16 protein-coding genes are annotated in these 20,066 nt (G+C 56.4%); 15 read left to right on the top strand and 1 reads right to left on the bottom strand.

Annotation, left to right across the window (positions count from 1 at the left end):
• The first annotated feature begins 6 nt into the window (after nt 1-6).
• A complete protein-coding gene (locus ACK2JC_RS06950) occupies nt 7-942 on the top strand; it encodes a CehA/McbA family metallohydrolase (RefSeq protein ID WP_320936059.1) in 936 nt (311 codons plus the stop codon).
• Between the two features lie 81 nt (nt 943-1,023).
• On the opposite strand, the gene ACK2JC_RS06945 is transcribed toward ACK2JC_RS06950, so the two are convergent.
• Complete coding sequence (locus ACK2JC_RS06945) at nt 1,024-2,793, bottom strand: sigma-54-dependent transcriptional regulator (protein WP_320936060.1); 1,770 nt, start codon at nt 2,791-2,793, stop codon at nt 1,024-1,026.
• A 324-nt stretch (nt 2,794-3,117) separates the two neighbouring features.
• On the opposite strand from ACK2JC_RS06945, the gene larA reads away from it, so the two are divergent.
• The 14 genes from larA (at nt 3,118) to ACK2JC_RS06875 (ending at nt 20,041) form a co-directional block, all read left to right on the top strand.
• Complete coding sequence (larA, locus tag ACK2JC_RS06940; RefSeq protein ID WP_320936061.1) at nt 3,118-4,419, top strand: nickel-dependent lactate racemase; 1,302 nt, start codon at nt 3,118-3,120, stop codon at nt 4,417-4,419.
• 32 nt (nt 4,420-4,451) lie between these two features.
• The gene (locus tag ACK2JC_RS06935; protein ID WP_092368760.1) at nt 4,452-6,437 is read left to right on the top strand and encodes an alpha/beta fold hydrolase; all 1,986 of its coding nucleotides are present in this window, start codon (nt 4,452-4,454) and stop codon (nt 6,435-6,437) included.
• A gap of 326 nt (nt 6,438-6,763) precedes the next feature.
• The gene (locus ACK2JC_RS06930) at nt 6,764-7,042 is read left to right on the top strand and encodes a type II toxin-antitoxin system RelB/DinJ family antitoxin (protein ID WP_320936062.1); all 279 of its coding nucleotides are present in this window, start codon (nt 6,764-6,766) and stop codon (nt 7,040-7,042) included.
• Between the two features lies 1 nt (nt 7,043).
• Entirely contained in the window at nt 7,044-7,307 is a 264-nt protein-coding gene (locus tag ACK2JC_RS06925; protein WP_320936070.1) for a type II toxin-antitoxin system YafQ family toxin, read from the top strand.
• Between the two features lie 219 nt (nt 7,308-7,526).
• The gene (locus ACK2JC_RS06920) at nt 7,527-8,552 is read left to right on the top strand and encodes a LacI family DNA-binding transcriptional regulator (RefSeq protein ID WP_320936063.1); all 1,026 of its coding nucleotides are present in this window, start codon (nt 7,527-7,529) and stop codon (nt 8,550-8,552) included.
• Between the two features lie 89 nt (nt 8,553-8,641).
• Nucleotides 8,642-9,361 (top strand): phosphatase, encoded by a 720-nt coding sequence (locus ACK2JC_RS06915; RefSeq protein ID WP_227168280.1) that lies wholly within the window; start codon nt 8,642-8,644, stop codon nt 9,359-9,361.
• 129 nt (nt 9,362-9,490) lie between these two features.
• Nucleotides 9,491-10,786 carry an extracellular solute-binding protein gene (locus tag ACK2JC_RS06910; RefSeq protein WP_092368744.1) on the top strand — a complete coding sequence of 432 codons (1,296 nt, stop codon included), beginning with the start codon at nt 9,491-9,493 and terminating at the stop codon, nt 10,784-10,786.
• 18 nt (nt 10,787-10,804) lie between these two features.
• Nucleotides 10,805-11,692 carry a carbohydrate ABC transporter permease gene (locus ACK2JC_RS06905; RefSeq protein ID WP_092368741.1) on the top strand — a complete coding sequence of 296 codons (888 nt, stop codon included), beginning with the start codon at nt 10,805-10,807 and terminating at the stop codon, nt 11,690-11,692.
• Complete coding sequence (locus ACK2JC_RS06900) at nt 11,689-12,504, top strand: carbohydrate ABC transporter permease (RefSeq protein ID WP_227168282.1); 816 nt, start codon at nt 11,689-11,691, stop codon at nt 12,502-12,504. The genes ACK2JC_RS06905 and ACK2JC_RS06900 overlap by 4 nt, the downstream gene beginning before the upstream one ends.
• Nucleotides 12,501-13,157, top strand: coding sequence for a beta-phosphoglucomutase (gene pgmB, locus ACK2JC_RS06895; RefSeq protein ID WP_320936064.1), 657 nt, complete (start codon nt 12,501-12,503; stop codon nt 13,155-13,157). The genes ACK2JC_RS06900 and pgmB overlap by 4 nt, the downstream gene beginning before the upstream one ends.
• Nucleotides 13,158-13,173: 16 nt before the next feature.
• The gene (locus ACK2JC_RS06890; RefSeq protein WP_368271400.1) at nt 13,174-15,474 is read left to right on the top strand and encodes a glycoside hydrolase family 65 protein; all 2,301 of its coding nucleotides are present in this window, start codon (nt 13,174-13,176) and stop codon (nt 15,472-15,474) included.
• 210 nt (nt 15,475-15,684) lie between these two features.
• A complete protein-coding gene (locus tag ACK2JC_RS06885; RefSeq protein ID WP_368271401.1) occupies nt 15,685-16,347 on the top strand; it encodes a YkgJ family cysteine cluster protein in 663 nt (220 codons plus the stop codon).
• A gap of 306 nt (nt 16,348-16,653) precedes the next feature.
• Entirely contained in the window at nt 16,654-18,108 is a 1,455-nt protein-coding gene (locus ACK2JC_RS06880; RefSeq protein ID WP_411338512.1) for an extracellular solute-binding protein, read from the top strand.
• The gene (locus ACK2JC_RS06875) at nt 18,098-20,041 is read left to right on the top strand and encodes a diguanylate cyclase domain-containing protein (protein WP_368271402.1); all 1,944 of its coding nucleotides are present in this window, start codon (nt 18,098-18,100) and stop codon (nt 20,039-20,041) included. The genes ACK2JC_RS06880 and ACK2JC_RS06875 overlap by 11 nt, the downstream gene beginning before the upstream one ends.
• The last annotated feature ends 25 nt before the right edge of the window (nt 20,042-20,066 follow it).

Genomic DNA, 20,066 nt, shown 5'->3' with positions numbered 1-20,066 from the left:
GATCAGATGAAACATTCTTTTTTTGCAAACAGGGGGATGTGGCTGAAGGGAAATGTCCATAGCCATACCACGGTTTCCGACGGCGTGTGTGAACCGGCCAGGCAGATCCGGGATTATCGGGACCGGGGCTATGATTTTCTGGCGGTTACGGACCACAACATTATGGATTCCTTTCAGCAGGAATTGGAAGGGATTTGCCTGATACCGGGGTGGGAACGGGACATCACCTACTCGAAAACCAAATGCGTTCACCTGGTAGGGCTTTCCGGCCGCCCGGCGGGGGAGCAGAAAGCTTTTTCCATGGAGCGGCCCGACCCCTCGGAGGTGACGGTCCAGCAGCTGACGGACAGCATGCGGGCCGACGGCCAGTTCGTGGTTTTGGCGCACCCGGTATTTTCCAGGATGGAAGCTGAGGAGATCAGCGGTCTGACGGGATATCAGGCCATTGAGGTATTCAACATGGGCTGTGAGCGCATCTGTCATGCCGGGCGGGCGGACGTGTACTGGGACATGCTCCTGAGGGAGGGGCGGCGGGTGCTCGGCATCGCCTGCGACGATACCCACGGGAAAACGCAGAAGAGCGACCGCTTTGGCGGATGGATTTCGGTCAATGCCCGGGAAAAAAGCGGTCCGGCCATCATGGAAGCCGTGGGGGACGGGAATTTCTATTCGACCATGGGGCCGGAGATTTATGACTGGGGGATTGAGGACGGGGCGATCTATGTGTGCTGCTCGCCGGTAAAAGAGATTCATTTCGTGACGTATCCGCCCCGCGGGGCGGCCCGCTATGCGGGTGAAAACATGATGACCGGGGACCGGTATGAGTTGAAGGGGGCGGAGGCGTATGTGCGGGTCGAGTGCGTGGACGCCTTCGGAAATACGGCCTGGACCAATCCGGCGTTTGCCGAGGCGCTGGGGGGAGAAGGGACGGATAGGGGGTAAAAAGCAGGGGGGACCGGTTTGTCAGCCGATGCCCCCTGTTTCCGGGTACGTTCTCCGCCTATCCAGGAATCCGACCGTATGTTATTCCTTCGCATACCTCCACAACGTCGTCCTGCTGATCCCCAGCTTCTTAGCCACCGCGGTCTGGTTCCCCTTCATTCGGACCAGCTCGCGGTTGATGATATCGCGGTTGATCTCGTACAGGGTGCGGTTGAGATCGATGGCGTCCTGGGACGAATCGGAGCCGTAGATGCTTTTTTCCTCGGACAGAAGCCAGCTGGTATGTAACTGGCTGATATAGGAGGTGTCCGTCATACCAACCAGCTCGTCCAGCACCCGTTTCAGCTGGGTGTAATTGCAGGGCCAGTCGTAATTTTGGAGCAGTTCCAGGGCCGCGGGTTCAAATCCCAGAATCTGTTTTCCGAGCTCCGTGTTCTTTTTGGCCATGTAGAGGCTTGCGAGCATGGAGAACTCGGTCATGCGCTCCCGAAGGGAGGGCAGGCGGATTTTGGAACAGGAGAATTGGTTGATGAACCGCAGAATCCGCTCCGGCAGCTTTCCATTTTTCTCCAAAACGCAGGTGGGGATCACGCGGTTGCGCTGGGGAAGACTCTGCTCTAAAAGGACAAATTCCAACTGGCGGTATTTGTTGTCTGGAAGGCGGTCCAGATTTTTGAAGTAATAGGTCTGGTTGTTCTCGCCAAAGGGCGAACCTGAGCTGTTGATCAGGAAGGCCCAGCTCTTGTCGTTGATCAGCTCACAGTCGATCATGATGAAGGAATTGTTCCGGAGCGGGCTGTGGATATAGAGATAGCGGGCGATCTGATCTTTTCCGCAGCCCTCCTCGCCGGTTATGACCACCGGCTGGGAGGTTTTTGCCAGCGCATTGATCTGCCCCTCCATCATTCCCAGGGCGCCGGAGGCCGCGTAAAAGCTGTTGTAATAGTCGCTCTCCGCCTGATTCCGGTTGAAGAAGAAAATGCCCTGCCGGCCGGCTCCCACCGGCATTTTGGCTTCCCGGATCCGAAACAGCGCGTAGCGGTGTTCGTCCAGCTCCACCCATTTTCCGCTGATTTCGAAGAGGATGTTTTTGACGGCCTGCACCCGCTCAATCCCTTCCGGCGGCATTGTGGCTAATTCCGGCAGGTGGGCGGGGGCCTCGTCGCCGTGTCCGGCGTCCCAGCTGGAAAAAAAGAGGGATCCCTTGCTGTCATAGAGGAGCAGGGATTCCGGTTCCCCGGTCAGGATCGTTTCATACAATGTCTTGCGCTGCCTCATATAGGCGTAACCGTAGCTCATCTCCACGGCCTGGTCAAAGGCCGCTTCCACGCTCTCGTCACCGGAAAGCACGAGGATGCTGGCAAGCCCCATCTTTTTTGCGTAATTTTCCCCTACTGTGCCGCAGATGACCATGGAAATACCTCTCTGCTTTAAATCTTTTATGGCCTCTTTCGCATCCTCCTCGTGGTAAATGGTGATTATTTCCATATCCTTCTGCAGCAGGTCGCAGAGAATCCGCGCTCCCTTGGTGATTCCCGGAAATCCCAGCACCGCGTAGCGGTAGGGATAGTTTTCGGCCAGCTTGATGGTCCGCAGAATGTCGTAGGCTGAGAAGTCCACGGAGATCACCGGGATGTGCACTTCCTCTTTGATCAGACGCGCGGTGGCGCCTCTGGAAATGATCACGTCGTAGTTTTCGTTCTGATGGAATTTGGCGATGTCAACGCCCTCTTTCATATTTCCCAGATAAATGTCCACAGACAAATCCGGTCTGTTTTTGGCGATTTTGACCATCGCCGCCCGAAGCGCCTCGTAAGGTGCAATTCCCAAGATCCGAATGGTTTTCTCCATACTGTATTCCCCCATAAAATGTGCTTAAATGCCGGAAAACGGCACGCCGGACAGCTGCGGCGGTACGGATACCGGGCGGCAGCCGTGGATGGCGCCGCCGCCGGGAAGAGCCTGCGCTGAAAAGCACCGTTGCCGGGAAACGTCTGCGCCAGGAACATTTTCCATTTACCGCAACTATCAATATTTGGAACAAGTGTAACATATTGAAACGAAAATATCTATATTTTTTATAAAATGTTTCAAAATTTAACGAATCAGAAGTTGAAGGAATTATAAAAATTCGATAAAATTTCTGTGAAAAGTTACAAATGTTAAGGAGGGAGTATGAAGAGATTTGATTTACCTTATGGGAGAGGAACGATTTCCCTCTCGCTTCCTGAGAGCCGGGTGAAGGCGGTCCTGGAGTCCCATCTTCACACCTACCACCCCGATCAGGGGGAGGAGGAGCTGGTGAGGAGAGCGCTGGAACACCCGGAAGGGTCTCCGAGGCTGAGCCGGTTGGCGGAGGGGAAACACAACGTGGTGATTATCGCCAGCGATCATACCCGGCCGGTTCCGAGCAGATACATTATCCCGGCCATGCTCCGGGAGATACGGGAGGGTAATCCTGAGGCGGATATCACGATCCTGATCGCCACCGGCTGCCACCGGGCGCCCACCAGGGAGGAGCTGATCCAGAAGTTCGGCGAGGAGATTGCAGAGCGGGAGAAGATCGTGATTCACAGCTGCGAGGATTCGGCGGATTTCGTTTCTCTGGGAACCCTGCCGTCGGGCGGGGAGCTGATCTTAAACCGCATGGCAGTGGAGGCGGACCTGCTGTGCGCGGAGGGCTTTATTGAGCCGCACTTTTTCGCAGGATTCTCGGGCGGGCGCAAGAGCGTGCTTCCGGGGGTGGCGGCCAGGAAAACGGTGCTGGCGAACCATTGCTCCGCATTTATCGACAGCCCATACGCGCGGACCGGTATTATTGAGGGGAACCCCATTCACCGGGATATGATCTACGCGGCCAAAAAGGCGGGGCTGGCCTTTATTGTGAACGTGGTGATTAACCAGAAAAAGGAAATTATTCACGCGGTGGCCGGGGACTGTGATCTGGCTCACCAAAAGGGCGTGGGATTTCTGAACGACTGGTGCCGCACGCCGGCAGTGCCCGCGGATATCGTGGTTTCCACCAACGGCGGCTACCCGCTGGACCAGAACATTTACCAGGCGGTGAAGGGTATGACAACCGCGGAGGCCACGGTCAACGATGGGGGCGTCATCATCATGGCGGCCAAGTCGGAGGACGGGCACGGGGGGCAGGTGTTTTACGAGACTTTCCGGGACGAGCCGGACGTGGACCGCATGATGGAGCGTTTTCTCGCAACCCCGGCGGAGGAGACCATACCGGACCAGTGGCAGTCCCAGATTTTTGCCAGGGTGTTGAAGCGGGCCAGGGTCATTTACGTGTCCTCCGCCCCGCAGGAAATGGTGCGGGACTTGCACATGATACCGGCCGGCTCCATGGAGGAGGCCCTTGAGATTGCGGACCGGCTGCTTGGAAAGCCGGACGGAAGCGTCACTGTGATACCGGACGGCGTGTCCGTGATGGTGACCGCGCCGGAGGAAGGGAAAACGGAATTATAAAATCTCACACAAAGAAAAGGTAGGTACTTCAGATGAAACTGAATCGGAAATTTTATGCGAAATTTCTCCTGATCTCGATTATTGTCTGCCTGATCTCCATTTTTGGAACAGCGCTGATCGATACGAATTTTGGCAGCGTGATCACCAAGGACATCAAGATCGTGGACAGCCTGGGGCACGACATCGGCCTCACCATTTACCAGCCAAAGACAGCAACGCCTGAGAATCCGGCTCCCTGTGTGATTACCCTGCACGGAAGCTACAACGGGCGCGAGAGCCAGAATTTCATTTCCCTGGAGCTGGCCAAGAGAGGGTTCGTGGCCATTACCATGGACTGTGACGGCCACGGGGACGCCTCCAACTGGAAGGAAAATCCCATGGATGCATTTTTCCTGGTGACGGCCAATCCGGGCAGCAGCTTTGAGGATATCACCACGGCCCCCACCTCCGGCATGGCCGATGTGGTGGAGTTCGTGTACAACAATCTGGCCATCGTGGACAAGAGCCAGATCGGCATCCAGGGCCATTCACTGGGCGGCAAGACGGCGGACGCCTGCTACGCTTATTACAAGATTCAGGAGTATCTGGGGAAACCCAACAAGATCGCGGCCGTTTTCCTGATGGGCAACCAGCAGCTGGCGGTGAAGGGAAACTGGCTTCCGTACCTGAACTACGATCCGGACGACGTTCTGGAGAGCGGAGACGAGATCCATCTGCCCTATGACGTGCACTACGGCGTCAGCGCGGGCGCATTTGACGAGAACAACTACACCACGGAGGCGGGCGGCCCCTGGACCTTCCCCAATTCCAACAATGCACGGGTATTTATCAACGAGCTGGACAACTATAATCTGGCCGAGACGGAATCCGTGGAGGTGGGGAAAATTTACAAGGGAACGGTGAACGGCTCTGAGCAGGAGTACATCCGCGCGCTCTACCAGCCCAAGGAAATTCACATGGTGAACCCTTATTCACCGGCTTCCACCAGAAATTCCCTGGATTTCTTCCAGAACGCATTTACGGCTCCGAATCCCATTGCGGCGGGCAGTATGACAGGGCAGTATTCCATGATCCTTTCGGTGCTGGGTATGATTGGCTTCTTCTGCGCGGTGTTCTCCTCCTGCTGTCTGATGCTGACCTCCAATTACTTCAGCAGCCTGTTGGTGAAGTCGCCGGAGGATGTGTATATGCCCCAGGCTCCGCAGACCGCGTTTACCAAGTTCCTGTATTGGGGCTTCATGGCGGCCGGCGCGTTTATTCCAATTACATACATGATGAAGCTGGCTATGTGGATCGGCGGGCACAAGGGCGAGACTTTTGCAGCCAGAAGTTTGTTCGGAACCAGAATCTGGCCCCAGGGTCTGCTGCTGGAGCAGGCGCTGTGGTCCGCAAGCGCGGGACTTTTGACGGTCGGCATTTTCTTCCTGCGTTACTTCCTGTCCAACGGGCCAAAGCTCATGCCGCCGTCCCAGTGGAACATGAAGATCGACAAGAAGAATATCTGGAAAACCATACTCCTGGCGGTTTGCTCCGTGGGAGTGGGTTACGCCATTGTGGGCTTCGGCCACTTCTTCTTCGGCCTTGAATTCCGGCTTGGAAACTACGTGATCCGCTGGCCCGCCAAGGAACCCTTCCTGATTTCCTTCCGGTTCATGATCCTTTACGGACTGTTCTTCTTCAGCAACGCCTTTACCCAGAATATCGGGCGTATGGTGAAGGGGAGAAAGGAATGGCTCAACGTCCTTTTGATGTGCGTGGCCAACAGCATCGGCCTGTTCTGCCTGTGGATTTACCAGTATTACACCTTCTCCCAGGTGGGCAAGGTTCCGTTAAACAGCGCCCGCGTGATGCAGACCTGGAGCCTGTTTATCGTTCAGACCGTGTGTACCATTATCGCCAGAAGGCTGTATTTGAAAACCGGTAAGATTTACCTGGGGGCGCTGATCAATACGATTATGTTCGCGATGATCTCCTGTTGCCATACCATGACGCTGAATGTGACGAACTGGTGGTTCTGAGTTTAGGCGGCGGACGCCCCGCGATGCGCCCCGGGGAGATGGGGGCGTGGGGCGGATGTTTATGGGATAGATATAATAGGTAAGTAAAAAATAGATAAATTACCCCTGCAGGACAATGAGGTGTGAGCGCGGAAGTGGGCGCTTGGACGGAGGGTGTTTTGCAGGGGATTTTTTGCGATTTTGCTGCGTTCGATGCTGCACGATGCTGCATTTGCGATTTGGAAGTGCGTGGTATTGACAGCGCACACGTAAAACTGTATAATTTACTCATAAATATTGAGTTGTAGCCTAAGGTTATAAAAAGACAGGACAGGGAGGTTATGATAATGGCAACCACCAATGTAACGATCCGCATGGATGAAGAATTAAAAAAACAAGCCGAGGAATTATTTGCGGATTTAGGGTTAAATATGACAACGGCCTTTACAACCTTTGTAAAGCAGGCTGTGAGAGAGCAGAGGATTCCTTTTATCATTTCAAGAGAAGTTCCGAATCAGGAAACGATAAAAGCCATAGAAGAGATCCAAATGCTTAAAAAGGATCCCAATAAAAAAACATATTCCAGCTTTTCAGAATTATTGGAGGAAGTTAAAAATGTAATATAGGATTGTGCCTTCAACAAAGTTCAAGAAGGATTTGAAACTGATTATAAAAAGGGGGTATAATATCTCCCTGCTCGATGCTGTAGTTGAGCTTCTTGCAAATGGAGAGCCCCTTTCGGAAAAATATCGTGATCATGCTTTAAGCGGTAATTTTGCCGGATGCAGGGAGTGCCATATCACTCCGGACTGGCTGCTCGTGTACGAATTATCCGATGCGGAGCTGCTTCTATATCTTACCAGAACCGGTACGCACAGTGATTTGTTCTAATTTTCCTCTTTCTTTTTCAAAGCGAAGTGATTGTATCACTTATCAGCTCCGGCACACTCATCCAGTAATAACCAAGTCTTTCAATTCCTGCATTCGTGAATCTGCATAAAAAATATTCCTAATATTATTGAAATTAACAATAGACTAACAACCTCAAATCGTTTATCATAAATGTAACGTTTCAAGTTGCGATAAATAACGAAACAAGGCGGAATTCATATGGAAAAGCAGCGGTATAATCTCAAGGATGTGGCAAAATTAGCGGGCGTCAGCCTGGGGACGGCTTCCAAGGTGATCAACAACCAGTATGTGCGCCCTGAGGCGCGCCTGAAGGTGGAGGAAGCCATGCAGGAGCTGGACTACACGCCCAATGCCATTGCCAGGAGTTTAAAGGCCAATTCCACCAAGACCATTGGAATTATGATTCCCGACATTTCCAGCCCCGTGGTGGGCAAGGTGCTGCGCGGCATCGAGAAGATCAGCCGGGACTCCGGCTACAGCATTCTGCTGTACAACACCACCAGAAACACCCGTCTGGAGGAGGACGCCATCCAGGCGTTCATGCGAAGCCAGGTGGACGGGATCATTTATCTGGGGAACACGGTAGGGGACGAGATCGCCGAGGGGTTAAAGCGCACCCACGTGCCGGTGGTATTTGCCATGACCCAGTACCCGGACAAGTATTTTTCCAGCGTCACCATCGACAACGAGGCGGCGGCCTACCACGCAGTCACCTACCTGTGCGGCAGGGGCCACAGGCGCATCTGCCTGCTGGCCGGAGAGGCGGACGACCCCAACTCCGGTATTCCCAGAACGGAAGGGTACTGCCGGGCCCTGGGGAAACAGGGGATTCCGGTGGACCCGACCCTGATCGTCTGCGGCGGATACCGGCTGGAGCGGGGGTATGAGGATATGAAGCGGCTGCTGGGAGAGCGCCGGGATTTCACCGCCGTGTTCGCAGTGTCGGACGATGTGGCTATCGGGGCCATGCGGGCCGTCCAGGAGGCGGGGCTGCGGGTGCCGGAGGATCTGTCCATCGTGGGATTTGACGGCATCGAGATGGCGGAGTACACCTTCCCGGGGCTGACCACCGTGTCCCAGCCCTTTGAGAAGATCGGGGAGGAGGCGTCCAGGCTGCTGGTCAGCCGGATGAAGGATGGAAAACGGGGCGGGAATCTGGTGCTGCCTTTTGCGCTGCAGGAGCGCGAATCCGTTCTGGGGCTGGCAGGGGAAACTCTGCCGTAGAACCCGGAAACGGGAAATTTTTTAGTTAAAAAATGAAACGTTTCAAGTTTGGAGTAAAGGATAAAATACACAACAAAAAGGAGGAACGTATGGTCACAGCTGTAGAAACACACTATCACACAATCGCGTCGGGCCACGCCTACAGCACGGTCTTGGAGGGCGTGATGTATGCGAAACGGTATGGGATGAAGGGACTGGCGGTCACGGATCATGGGCCTGCGATGCCGGGGGCTCCCCACATCTGGCATTTCGGCAACCAATCGGCAATCGGGGAGGAAGTGGACGGAATCCGCATCTTCCGGGGAGCGGAGGCCAACATCATGGACTATGACGGCGGGCTGGACATCACGGAGGAGTTTTTGAAAAAGCTGGACTGGGTGATCGCCTCCTACCATGTAGGCTGCTGCCCGCCCTCCTCGGTGGAGGACCACACCCGGGGATATTTAAAGGTCCTGGAGAACCCTTACGTGGACGCTCTGGGGCACAGCGGAAACGACGACTACGTGTACGACTACGAGACCGTGGTCCGGGAGGTGAAGCGCCTGGGCAAGGTGATGGAGATCAACAACCACTCGCCCATCGGCCGCCCCGGCTCCGGGGAGCGCTGCCCCGTGATCGCCAGGCTGTGCGCACAGTATGAGGTGCCGGTGGTAATCTCAACGGACGCCCACTTTGCGGCGAAGATCGGGCAGGCGGACTGGGCCTTTGAGATGCTGGAATCCGTGGGATATCCCAAAGAGCTGATCCTGAACCGGGATCTGGAGACCTTTGAGCGCTATCTGGCCGGGCGGCCCAGAATGCAGAAGTAAATACAGCAGAAATAAATATAGCATACGGCAGCAAAACATTTCTCACATCCCAGCCCTGACAAAGACGGGCAAAACCTGAATCGGTTGTTTTTATTTGTTTAAATTTTATCATATAAAGGAGAACGTATCATGAAAAAGAGAATGACAAAGGTTGCGGCGATTGCAATGGCGGCGGCTCTGGCGGCGGGAATGCTGGCCGGCTGCGGAGGCTCCGGGAGCTCCGGCGGCGGACAGAGCGCCGGTACGCAGGCGGGCGGAAGCGGCGACAGCGGGAAAGCGGCCCAGAGCGTGACCCTGAACTTTGCGATTCCCCTGGCAGAGGAGGAGTGGCAGGTGTTCCGCGAGGATATTCTGGCCCCCTTTGAGGCGGAGACCGGGATCAAGGTCAACGGCATCCAGATGGAGAACAAGGATATGGAGAGCAAGCTGGAGGCCCTGGCCCAGGCGGGCAAGCACGAGATCGACGTGTTCGCGCCCAGCACCGTGTACCTGCCGGGAATCCTGGGCAAGGACCTGGCTGAGGACCTGACCGGCCTGGTGACCATCCCCGAGGCCATTCCGGGCAACCTCTACGAGGAGCTGATGTTCGACGGCAAGGTGACTGTGGTTCCCATCCGCCCCAATGTGCAGACCAACTACTACAACGAGGCGAAGCTGAACGAGTACGGCCTGACCCCGCCCCAGAACTGGGACGAGCTGCTGGCATTTGCCAAGACCCTGCACGAGAAGGAGGGCGTTGGCCGGGTTGCCATCCAGGCCGCTTCCGGCTCCGCGCTGACCATCACCTGCCTGGAGTTCATCCGCTCCGCGGGCGGCGATCCCTTGGTGCTCAACGACGCAGGTTCCGTGGAGGCGTTTACCTTCCTGCAGCAGCTGTGGCCCTACCTCTCTCCGGAGTCCAAGCGGGCTGACTTTAACGGCGTGAACGAGCTTCTGGCAACCGAATCCATCTACTACGGCTCCAACTGGCCCTTCTGCGCCACCACGGTGGTGAAGGACGGCGGCAAGACGGAGGTCAAGTCCTACGTGGGCTTTGAGGGACCCAAGGGCATTTCCAAGGTGACCACCACCACGGTTGTAGGTATTGCGAAGGGAACCGAGCACAAGGAGGAAGCTCTCAAGTTTGTGGAATATCTGATGTCTGAGAAGGTTCAGAACGTGCTGTTCACCAAGATCGGCTGGGCACCGGCCAGAAACGACGCCTTAGGCGAGGTGGAGGAGTGGCAGAAGCCCTACATTGAGGACGTGATGACCGCTCTGGATTTCGCCCAGTCCAGACCCATCGTGCCCTACTGGTCCGACGTGGACAAGGCCATCAACGACGCGTTTACCGAGATCGTGATCAACGGCGAGAGCGACGTCCAGGGCATTCTGGACAAGTACCACAACACCATCGAGGAAGCGAAGCAGGCCAAGGGCGAATAACTCTAAGAGGAGGATACCATGGAAAAGACAGTTGGAAAGAGCGGGACGTCCCAGTGGCTTAAAAAGCACGGGTTGAATACCGTACTGGTGGCTCCGTTAATGATCTTTGTGTTTAGCTTTACCATTGTGCCCATTTTCCAGACGATCCTCCTCAGCTTCAAGGACCAGATTACCTCCGAGTGGACGCTGCGCAATTACGCCTACGTTTTTGGGCGCAGCTTCTTCTCGGAGGCGGTAATCAACACCCTGTTTGTGTCGGCCATCGGGCTTTTGATTCAAATGGTGATCGGTTATCTTTTGGCCTCAATGCTGAGGAAGAATTTTGTGGGAAAAGGACTGGCGAGAACCCTGGTTATGCTGCCCATGGGCATTCCCACCATGGTGTCCGGCGTGGCTATGCTGTACTTATTCGGGATGTCCGGCTATCTGAACGAGATTTTATACCGGCTGAACGTGACGCCCATCCCCATCGACTGGACGGCCAACCGCCTGCGCAGCCTGTTTGTGGTGGCGGTGGCGGACTCCTGGAAGGTCATGCCCATGGTGGTGATGCTGTTTTTATCCGGCTTAGAATCCATTCCACTGGAGCTGTACGAGGCGGCGGATGTGGACGGCGCGGGAAAATTCGACTGCTTCCGCTACATCACCATTCCCCAGCTCAAGGCCACGGTGACCATGACCGTGCTGACCAGGCTGGTGGACCTGCTGCGAATCTTCGAGCTGCCCAAGGTCCTTTTGGGAGGAACCACCCCGTTTCTCGCCACCATGTCCTACGAGGAGTATTCTTATGGAAACAACGCATACTCGGCTGTGGCCTCGACGGTGCTGTTAGCTTTGATTCTGGTCATTGTCATGGCCTACATGTTTGCCTTTGAACGGGAGAAGAAAGGGGGAAGGAGAAGATGAAAAAAACGTGCGGCAAAGCGGCCTTTTATGTTGCGATCATTGTGATCTGCCTGATCATGGTGACGCCGGTGTATCTTTTGGCCAAGGTGTCCTTCAGCGTGAAGAGCGAGATTTTGACCCAGCATCCCACGCTGCTGATCCATCAGTTTACCTGGGAGCACTGGCTGAACGTGTTCCGCTCGGGGAATCTCTGGGCGCCCTTAAAAAAGAGCCTGATCGTGTCCTGCCTGACCACCCTGGGCTCCCTGGTCATCGTGGTTCCGGCCTCCTATGTGGTGTCCCGGATGTCGAAGAAGAAGCGCTACGCCTTTGTGCTGGGCCTGTTTTTCACCAGGATGATCCCCAGCGTGGCCATCGCCCTGCCCATTTCCGTGACATTTTTGAAAATGGACCTGATCGACACGTCCCTTGGCCTGGTGCTGGCCAACATGATCACCCAGATTCCCTTCATGGCCTGGATTCTGGTGTCCACCTTCGCCGAGGTGCCGGTGGCCCTGGACGAAGCGGCCTGGATCGACGGCGCTTCCAGGCTGCAGGCCATTGTCAAGGTGATTCTGCCGGTGTCCATGCAGGGCATCGCGGTGAGCGCCATGTACGTGTGGCTGAACGCCTGGAATGAATTTACATACGCCATGTATTTGTCCAACAACTCCAAGACCCTGCCGCTGCAGATTTACTACTATGTGTCCAGGGGAAATGTGTTTGAGCGGGCGGCGTACTCCACCATTCTGGCGATCCCGGTGATTCTTGTCACATTTGTGCTTCAGCGGTACTTGAAACCGGACTATTTGGGAGGATCAGTAAAGGGATGACGACGAAAACAACTGGAACCATCAAAGGTTTTATATTCGACCTGGACGGCGTGATCGTGTTCACGGACAAGCTGCATTACCAGGCGTGGAAGCGGATGGCGGACCGCCTTGGGATTGCGTTTGACGAGACGGTCAACAACCGCCTGAGAGGGGTGAGCCGGGAGGAGTCCCTGGACATTATCCTGGAAAATGCTCACGGCCCAGCGCTGGACGCTGAGGAAAAGCGGCGTCTGGCGGAGGAGAAAAACACCTACTACCGGGAGCTGCTGGAGGAACTGACCCCGGACGCGGTGGAGGAGAAGGTGAAGGACACGCTGGTAAAGCTGCGGCAGCGGGGATTCAGGCTGGCCATCGGCTCCTCCAGCAAAAACGCGGGGCTGATACTGGAGCGGACCGGGATCACAGGGCTGTTCGACGCGGTGTCGGACGGCAACAACATTCAGCGCTCCAAGCCGGACCCGGAGGTATTTTTGAAGGCCGCCGCGTTTCTGGGCCTGGAACCCGCGGACTGCGCCGTGATCGAGGACGCAGAGGCGGGCATCCGGGCGGCGAAGGCCGGAGGAATGTTTGCCGTGGCGGTCCACAGCGCGGCGGGCTGCCCGCTGGCGGATGTGAGCCTGGGGACCTTTGAGGAGCTCTTAAATATTGGGTAAGCGTAAGGAGATAGAAATGGACAAATATACACTGTGCGCAGAGGATTTTTCCCTGGACAACCAGGAGCTGCTTCTGGGAGAGACTCTGTTTCACAATGCAAACGGCTACCTGGGCGTCAGGGGATGCTTTGAGGAGGGGTATCCCCAGGGCTTTTCCCAGGTCCGGGGCACCTACATCAACGGGTTTTACGATTTCGCGTACATGGGTCAGGCTGAGAAGCTCCACGGCCTGGTGGAGGAGAAGCAGACGATCCTGAACGTGGCGGACACCCAGACCATCACCCTGAAGCTGGAGGGGGAAACCTTCAGCATGTTTGAGGGCACGGTGATGAAAAGCCGCCGGGTTCTGGACATGCGAAAGGGCATCACCCTGCGGGAAATCTGGTGGGAGAGCCCCGATGGCAGGCAGGTGCGCATCAAAATCACCCGAATGGCCTCCTTTGTGGACACCTCCCTGTTCCTGGTCCGGTATGAGCTGGAACCGCTGAATTTCGACGGAACCGCAGATCTTTCGTCGGTCCACAAGGGGGATGTGAAGAACTTTTTCGATCCCAACGACCCCAGGGTGGCGGGGGAGGAGATCCAGCACATCCTGATCGGGGAGACCTGGGAGGATGGGGGGGCTTCCTATATCCTGTCCAACACCTCCAAATCCGGCAAAACCGTGTGCAGCGCGGTGAAAAACGCGGCGGAGGAGCCGGAGCAGGTGGAGGCGCACAGCCTCAGCCTGGAAAAGGGACTGGCCCGGGAGACCTTCCGGGTGAAGCTGGTCCGCGGGAAATGCTTCCGGCTGCTGAAATACACGGTGCTGTGCGATTCCTGCCACTTTGCGGACCCGGCGGGGCAGGCGAAGGAGAAGCTGGAAGCCCTGACCGCACAGCCCGCCAAGGCGCTGTACGAAGGCCAGGAGCGTTACCTGGACGCGTTCTGGGACACCTGCGAGATCGACGTGTACGGGGACGGGGAGCTGAACCGGGCGCTGACCTACAACGTTTACCAGCTGCTCCAGTCCGTTACCAAGGACCGCTACGGCAACATCGCGGCCAAGGGCCTCAGCGGCGAGGGGTACGAAGGCCATTATTTCTGGGACACGGAAATGTACATTCTGCCCTTTTTCACCCTGACCAACCGGGAGATCGCCAGGAACCTGATCGGTTATCGTTACCAGATTCTGGAAAATGCCAGGGAGAACGCCAGACAGATGGGTCATAAGCAAGGGGCGCTGTACCCCTGGCGCACCATCATGGGCAGCGAGTGCTCGGGGTATTTTCCTTCCGGCACGGCGGCCTACCACATCAGCGGGGACGTGGCCTACTCGGTGGTCGCTTACTACCTGGCCTCCGGCGATCTGGAGTTCATGGAGCAGTGCGGGGCGGAGATCGTGGTGGAGACGGCCAGGCTTTGGATGGACCTGGGCTGCTGGTACCAGGGAAAATTCCACATCAACGAGGTCACCGGGCCGGACGAATACACCTGTATGGTGAACAACAATTATTACACCAACGCGTTGGCTAAATACAACCTGATCTGGGCGGCCAAGCTGTACGGCAGGTTAAAGGAGGCGGGGAAGGCGGACGGGCTGGCAGAGCGGACCGGGCTCACGGACGGGGAGGCGGAGGCCTTTGTAAAGACCGCGGAGGCGGTGTTCCTGCCCTATGACGAGGAGCTTGGGATCAATCCACAGGACGATTCCTTCCTCCAGAAAAAGCTCTGGGACGTGTCCGCCATCCCGGAGGAGGACAAACCGCTCCTGCTGCATCACCATCCCCTGGAACTGTACCGGTATCAGGTGTGCAAGCAGGCGGACACGGTGCTGGCCCACTTCATTCTGGAGGAGGAAGAGGACCTGGAGACCATCCGCAAATCCTACGCCTACTACGAGAAGGTGACCACCCACGATTCCTCCCTGTCCTCCTGTATCTTCAGCATCATGGCGGCGCGGCTGGGTATGGTGGAGAAGGCCTACGGGTATTTCGGGGATTCGGCGAAAATGGACCTGTACAACGCCCACAAAAACACCAAGGACGGCATCCACACCGCCAATATGGGCGGCAGCTATATGGGGATTGTGTACGGCTTCGGAGGTCTTAGGATCAGGGAGCAGGGCCTGTCCCTTCGTCCCTGCCTGCCCAAACAGTGGGAGGGCTATCATTTCCGTTTCCTCTATGAGGACAGCGTGATCGAGGTGAGGATTAGCCGGGAAACCTGCGCGGTGACGCTGCTGCGGGGGACGGAAAAGGAGATTGTGATTTATGACCGGCCCTATGTGCTGCGGGATCGGATTGAGATTCCTATGGAGCAGGGGGCGGGGGATTAGGACCGTGAGAATAAGGCCGTAAGAATAAGTCGTGGGAATAGGACCGTGAGAAAAGGCCGTTGTGAGAGGCCGGACGGAGGGCAGGCTTGCCAAAGATTCCGTCCGGTGCAAGCTCACAGCGGCCTTTTCAGGCTTTCCGGTTGACTTTTCATCCCCGTCTGGTTACAATACAACAGACAACGATTATGCCTCAGAAAAGGAGTCTGACCTATGGAACGCCACATCAATCTCAACGAAATCTCCGACGGCAGATTATACGGCCTGAACGACATGGTCCGGGCGGACTGCGGGGACTGTAGGGGGTGCTTTGCCTGCTGCACGGGCATGGGCAGCTCCATTGTGCTGGACCCCCTGGATATTTTCCACCTGACGGCCAATCTCCATTGCGGCTTTCAGGAGCTGCCTGCAGGTCCTCTGGAGCTCAACGTGGTGGACGGGATCATTCTGCCCAATCTGAAAATGAGCGGGCCGGGGGAGCGCTGCGCCTTTTTGAATCAGGAGGGGCGCTGTTCGATCCATCCCTTCCGACCGGGCTTCTGCCGGATTTTCCCGCTGGGACGGCTGTATGAGAACCGTTCATTTTCCTATTTTCTCCAGGTCCACGAGTGCAGGAAGGAGAACCGCTCCAAGGTGAAGGTGCGCAAGTGGATCGACACGCCGGATGTGGGAACCCATGAGGCGTATATTGCGGATTGGCACTATTTTTTGAAGGATTCTCAGGAAATACTCAAGGCCTCCGGGGACGAGAACCTGGCCCGGCAGTTCAATTTGTATTTGTTAAATTGCTTTTTTGTGACGCCGTACCGCGCGCAGGAGGATTTTTATCCCCAGTTTTACGCCCGGCTGGCGGAAGCGAAACAACAGACGGTCTGAGCGCGGCGGATGGCCAATGATTAACATAAAATGCAGGTGGGCGGAAAGGGCGTCTGCCTGCATTTTGTTTGAATGCAATGGGCCGCTGGCGCAGCTTGCGGGCGATTGTTGGATGCAATGGGCCGCTGGCGTAAGCCTGCGGGCGACTGTTGGATGTAATGGGCCGCTGGCGTAAGCCTGCGGGCGATTGCTGAATGGCCCTTTTTGACGCAGGTTGAGAAAAGAACGATTGTAAATCGATGAGCACTTCGGTATAATGAAATTAACGGATCAGGAGAGAAGTCCGCGGAGTTGTCCGCGGGAGGACTGAACAGGAGGATTATGAAAAAATTTTTCAATCGATTGGCAGTGCTGGCGGCTGTGGCGCTGCTGGGGGCGGTTTCGGGATGTTCCAGCCAAAAACAGCCGCTGGATCCGTCCGCCCCCACGGTTGTCACGCTCTGGCACGCCTACAACGCCTACGCCAAGGTGGAGTTTGATAAATGCATCGAAACCTTCAACGATACGGTGGGAAAAGAGAAGGGCATCATTGTGGACGCTTACGGTTACGGGGCCAGCGACGAGCTGGATGAAGCCCTGTACGGGTCGGCGAACCAGGTGATCGGCTCGGACCCGCTGCCGGATTTGTTTACCGCCTATCCCGACAGCGCCTACCGTCTGGATCAGATCGCGCCGCTGATGGATTTGAGAAACTATTTCAGCGAGGAGGACCTGGCGAAGTACCGGCCGGAATTTTTGCAGGACGGTATCTGGGAGGAGGACGGAGCCCGGAAAATGCTGCCCATCGCCAAGTCCACGGAGCTTTTATTTGTAAACGAGACGGAGTATTCCCGGTTTGCCCGGGCCACAGGGGCGGACCCGGCGGAACTTTCCACCTGGGAGGGACTGGCAAAAACGGCGGAGGCCTACTACCAGTGGTCGGGCGGAAAGCCGTTTCTGGGTATGAACTCGTACAACGATTTTGCCCTGTTGTCCGCGGTGCAGCTGGGGCGGGAGCCCTACCGGCCGGAAAATGGCAGCGTAGTGTTCGATTACCCCCAGGAGGCGGCGAAACGGGTGTGGGATGTTTACTATGTCCCCCATCTGATGGGCTGGTACCGGAGCGAGACCTTTAACCAGGACGGCATCAAAAGCGGAAATCTGACGGCCTACATCGGCTCGTCTGCGGGCGCGGGGTATTTTCCCGAGGACGTGATTGTGAGCGGAGCGGAGAGTTATCCCATCGAGTGCATCGTGCGTCCGTACCCGACCTTTGAGGGCAGGGCGGAGTTGATGACCCAGCGGGGCGCCAATCTCTGCGGGTTCGCCTCGGATGAGGCCCATGAGTTTGCGGCCGCGGAATTTATGAAATGGTTTACCGACCCGGAGCAGAACGCTGCGTTTGCGGTGTCCACGGGGTATATTCCGGTGGAACGGGAGGCATTTTCCTCCCTTCCGGAGCTGTTAAAGTATGTCCGCCCGGAGGATAACAACCTGGCGGTGGAGAAAAGCGTGGCCGCGGCATTTGAGGCCATGGAGACCAAGGAATTTTATGTCAAGCGGAGTTTTGAGAATTCGTACAGCGCTAATCAGCTGTTTGGCGATTCGCTCTCCCAAAAGGTGAACCTGGACCTGGAGGAGCTGCGCCTCCGGGTGGAGAGCGGCGAGAAGGAAGAAGCTGTTTTGGCGGATTTCCTGAGCGAGGAGAATTTCCGCAGCTGGTATGCCGGGCTGACGGCCAAAATGTCCGAGGTCCTGGCCGGGGAGGAACATGAAGAGTAAATCCATTGCGCAAAAGCTGGCTCTGGCGTTTATTGTTTCCGCTGTCCTGCAGAGCATCGTTATGTGGGCTGTGCTGGTGGCGGGAGGCGTGATCCGGCATTCAAAAGAGAATTCCTATGCCATTTTCGCGGAAAAGGTCAGCGGGCAGGCGGATAATCTGGAAAACCAAATGATCTCGGTCTGGACGAATTTTGAGCATTATACCGCGCAGATTCGCCAGTATTTTACCGATGAAGCCATTAAAGGCGGGGAGACCGCCGGGAGCGTGGATGAGCTTTTGGAGGGCATCGCTCCGGTGGTTCTCGACTCCATGTACTACACCAAGACCACAGGGGCATTTTTGATTTTAAACGAGGTGGAGCCGGGGACCAACAATCACGCGGCCCTGTATTTCAGGAATGCCAACCCCAACCGCACGGACGTGAGGAACGCCAGCACCTACATGCTGTACGGTCCCTGGAATGTGGCGCAGAGGCTCCATCTGGTGACGGACGCCAACTGGGGTTACCGGCTGGACTTAGACGCAATCGACAGCGATTTTTATGGGAAGCCCTTCGGCAATGTGGGGTTGACGGAGGATACCAAGCTGTTAGGGTATTGGAGCAAGCCCTTCAGGCCCGCGCCCGGCGCAGAGGAAGTGATCACCTATTCCGTGCCGCTGGACGACAAAAAAGGCAATCCCATCGGCGTGTTCGGGGTGGAGATATCCGTTCACCATCTCTATAAAAATCTCCCGGCGTCCCAGGGACCGGGCCCCGAGTCCTACGGCTATATCATCGGCACCAGGGACGGGGAGGACAGTCCGCTGCGGGTGTCCGTGTTGAACGGGGCGCTTCAGAAGAGCGTGTTTTCGGAGGGAGAACCGCTGGAGATGGACCTGGTGGATGAGGCGAACGGCATTTGCCGCCTGAAGGGTACCGGGGAACAGAAGGAACTGTACGCCGGTGTCAATGAAATGGGAATGTACTACAACAATACGCCGTTTTCAGGGGAGAAATGGTATCTCATCGGCCTGATCGACGGCTCCGAGCTGCTTAAGTCTCCGCAGCAGATCAGTACGATTCTGGCGATTTCCTTTTTGGTCTCCCTGTTTCTGGGGACTGTGCTGGCCCTGGTGATCAGCCGCTGGTTTACCAAATATTCCCGTCTTATGGAGCTTTCGGAGGTTCCGGTGGGCGTCTTTGAGATGAGCCGGCACAACAACCGGGTGCTGATGACCATGCAGGTCCCGCGGCTTTTGCGGCTGAGCCGGGAGCAGGAGCGCAGATTCGCCCGGGACCGGGACGCGTTTAGCGCTTACCTGCGCGGGCTGTACGAACAGTCGGAAAATGAGGACGGAACGCTGCTGCTTGATAGCTGTGGCCAGGAGTCCTGGATTCGGATCAGCCGGAAGGAGCGAAACGGGGTTGCAGTCGGAGTGATCGAGGACGTGACGGAGGAGATGCGCCAGAAGAAGATGCTGGAGGTGGAGCGGGACTGCGACGGTATGACCGGAGTCAAGAACCGTATGGCCTTTGAGCGGGAGACCGCGGCTTTCAATGAGGAGCTGGAGGCCGGGAAATCTCTGTGTATGGTGATGTGCGATTTAAACGGCTTAAAGCAGGCCAACGACCGGTTCGGCCACAATATGGGCGACGAGTACATCCGCTACGCGGCAGCGGCCATCCGCAAGACATTTGCGTGGGGGGAGGTATACCGGATCGGCGGCGACGAGTTTGTGGTGCTGCTGGTTAACCGCCTGCCGGATGAGGTGCGGGGTGAAGTGACGGCGCTGAAACGGGAGATGAAGCATTTTGGCCATTATTCGGGGTTCCGGCCGGGGATTTCAGTGGGATATGCGTTTTACGACGCGGAGACGGACCGGAGCCTGAGCGATGTGCTGGACCGTGCGGATAAGGCCATGTATGAGGATAAATACCACAAGGAGCAGTAGACGGCCGCGCCGGGAGACAGAACTC

The sequence above is a fragment of the Enterocloster lavalensis genome, from assembly GCF_046603895.1.
Classification (GTDB): domain Bacteria; phylum Bacillota; class Clostridia; order Lachnospirales; family Lachnospiraceae; genus Enterocloster; species Enterocloster lavalensis.
The sequence above is the reverse complement of the archived record's forward strand: the minus strand, read 5'-3'. Positions and strand labels throughout refer to the sequence as shown.

Coding starts and splice junctions, on each gene's coding strand:
- ACK2JC_RS06905 (WP_092368741.1), top strand. CDS start 10,805: ATGGAAAAGACAGTTGGAAAGAGCGGGACGTCCCAGTGGCTTAAAAAG.
- ACK2JC_RS06935 (WP_092368760.1), top strand. CDS start 4,452: ATGAAACTGAATCGGAAATTTTATGCGAAATTTCTCCTGATCTCGATT.
- ACK2JC_RS06930 (WP_320936062.1), top strand. CDS start 6,764: ATGGCAACCACCAATGTAACGATCCGCATGGATGAAGAATTAAAAAAA.
- ACK2JC_RS06910 (WP_092368744.1), top strand. CDS start 9,491: ATGAAAAAGAGAATGACAAAGGTTGCGGCGATTGCAATGGCGGCGGCT.
- pgmB (WP_320936064.1), top strand. CDS start 12,501: ATGACGACGAAAACAACTGGAACCATCAAAGGTTTTATATTCGACCTG.
- ACK2JC_RS06900 (WP_227168282.1), top strand. CDS start 11,689: ATGAAAAAAACGTGCGGCAAAGCGGCCTTTTATGTTGCGATCATTGTG.
- ACK2JC_RS06950 (WP_320936059.1), top strand. CDS start 7: ATGAAACATTCTTTTTTTGCAAACAGGGGGATGTGGCTGAAGGGAAAT.
- larA (WP_320936061.1), top strand. CDS start 3,118: ATGAAGAGATTTGATTTACCTTATGGGAGAGGAACGATTTCCCTCTCG.
- ACK2JC_RS06890 (WP_368271400.1), top strand. CDS start 13,174: ATGGACAAATATACACTGTGCGCAGAGGATTTTTCCCTGGACAACCAG.
- ACK2JC_RS06920 (WP_320936063.1), top strand. CDS start 7,527: ATGGAAAAGCAGCGGTATAATCTCAAGGATGTGGCAAAATTAGCGGGC.
- ACK2JC_RS06875 (WP_368271402.1), top strand. CDS start 18,098: ATGAAGAGTAAATCCATTGCGCAAAAGCTGGCTCTGGCGTTTATTGTT.
- ACK2JC_RS06915 (WP_227168280.1), top strand. CDS start 8,642: ATGGTCACAGCTGTAGAAACACACTATCACACAATCGCGTCGGGCCAC.
- ACK2JC_RS06885 (WP_368271401.1), top strand. CDS start 15,685: ATGGAACGCCACATCAATCTCAACGAAATCTCCGACGGCAGATTATAC.
- ACK2JC_RS06945 (WP_320936060.1), bottom strand. CDS start 2,793: ATGGAGAAAACCATTCGGATCTTGGGAATTGCACCTTACGAGGCGCTT.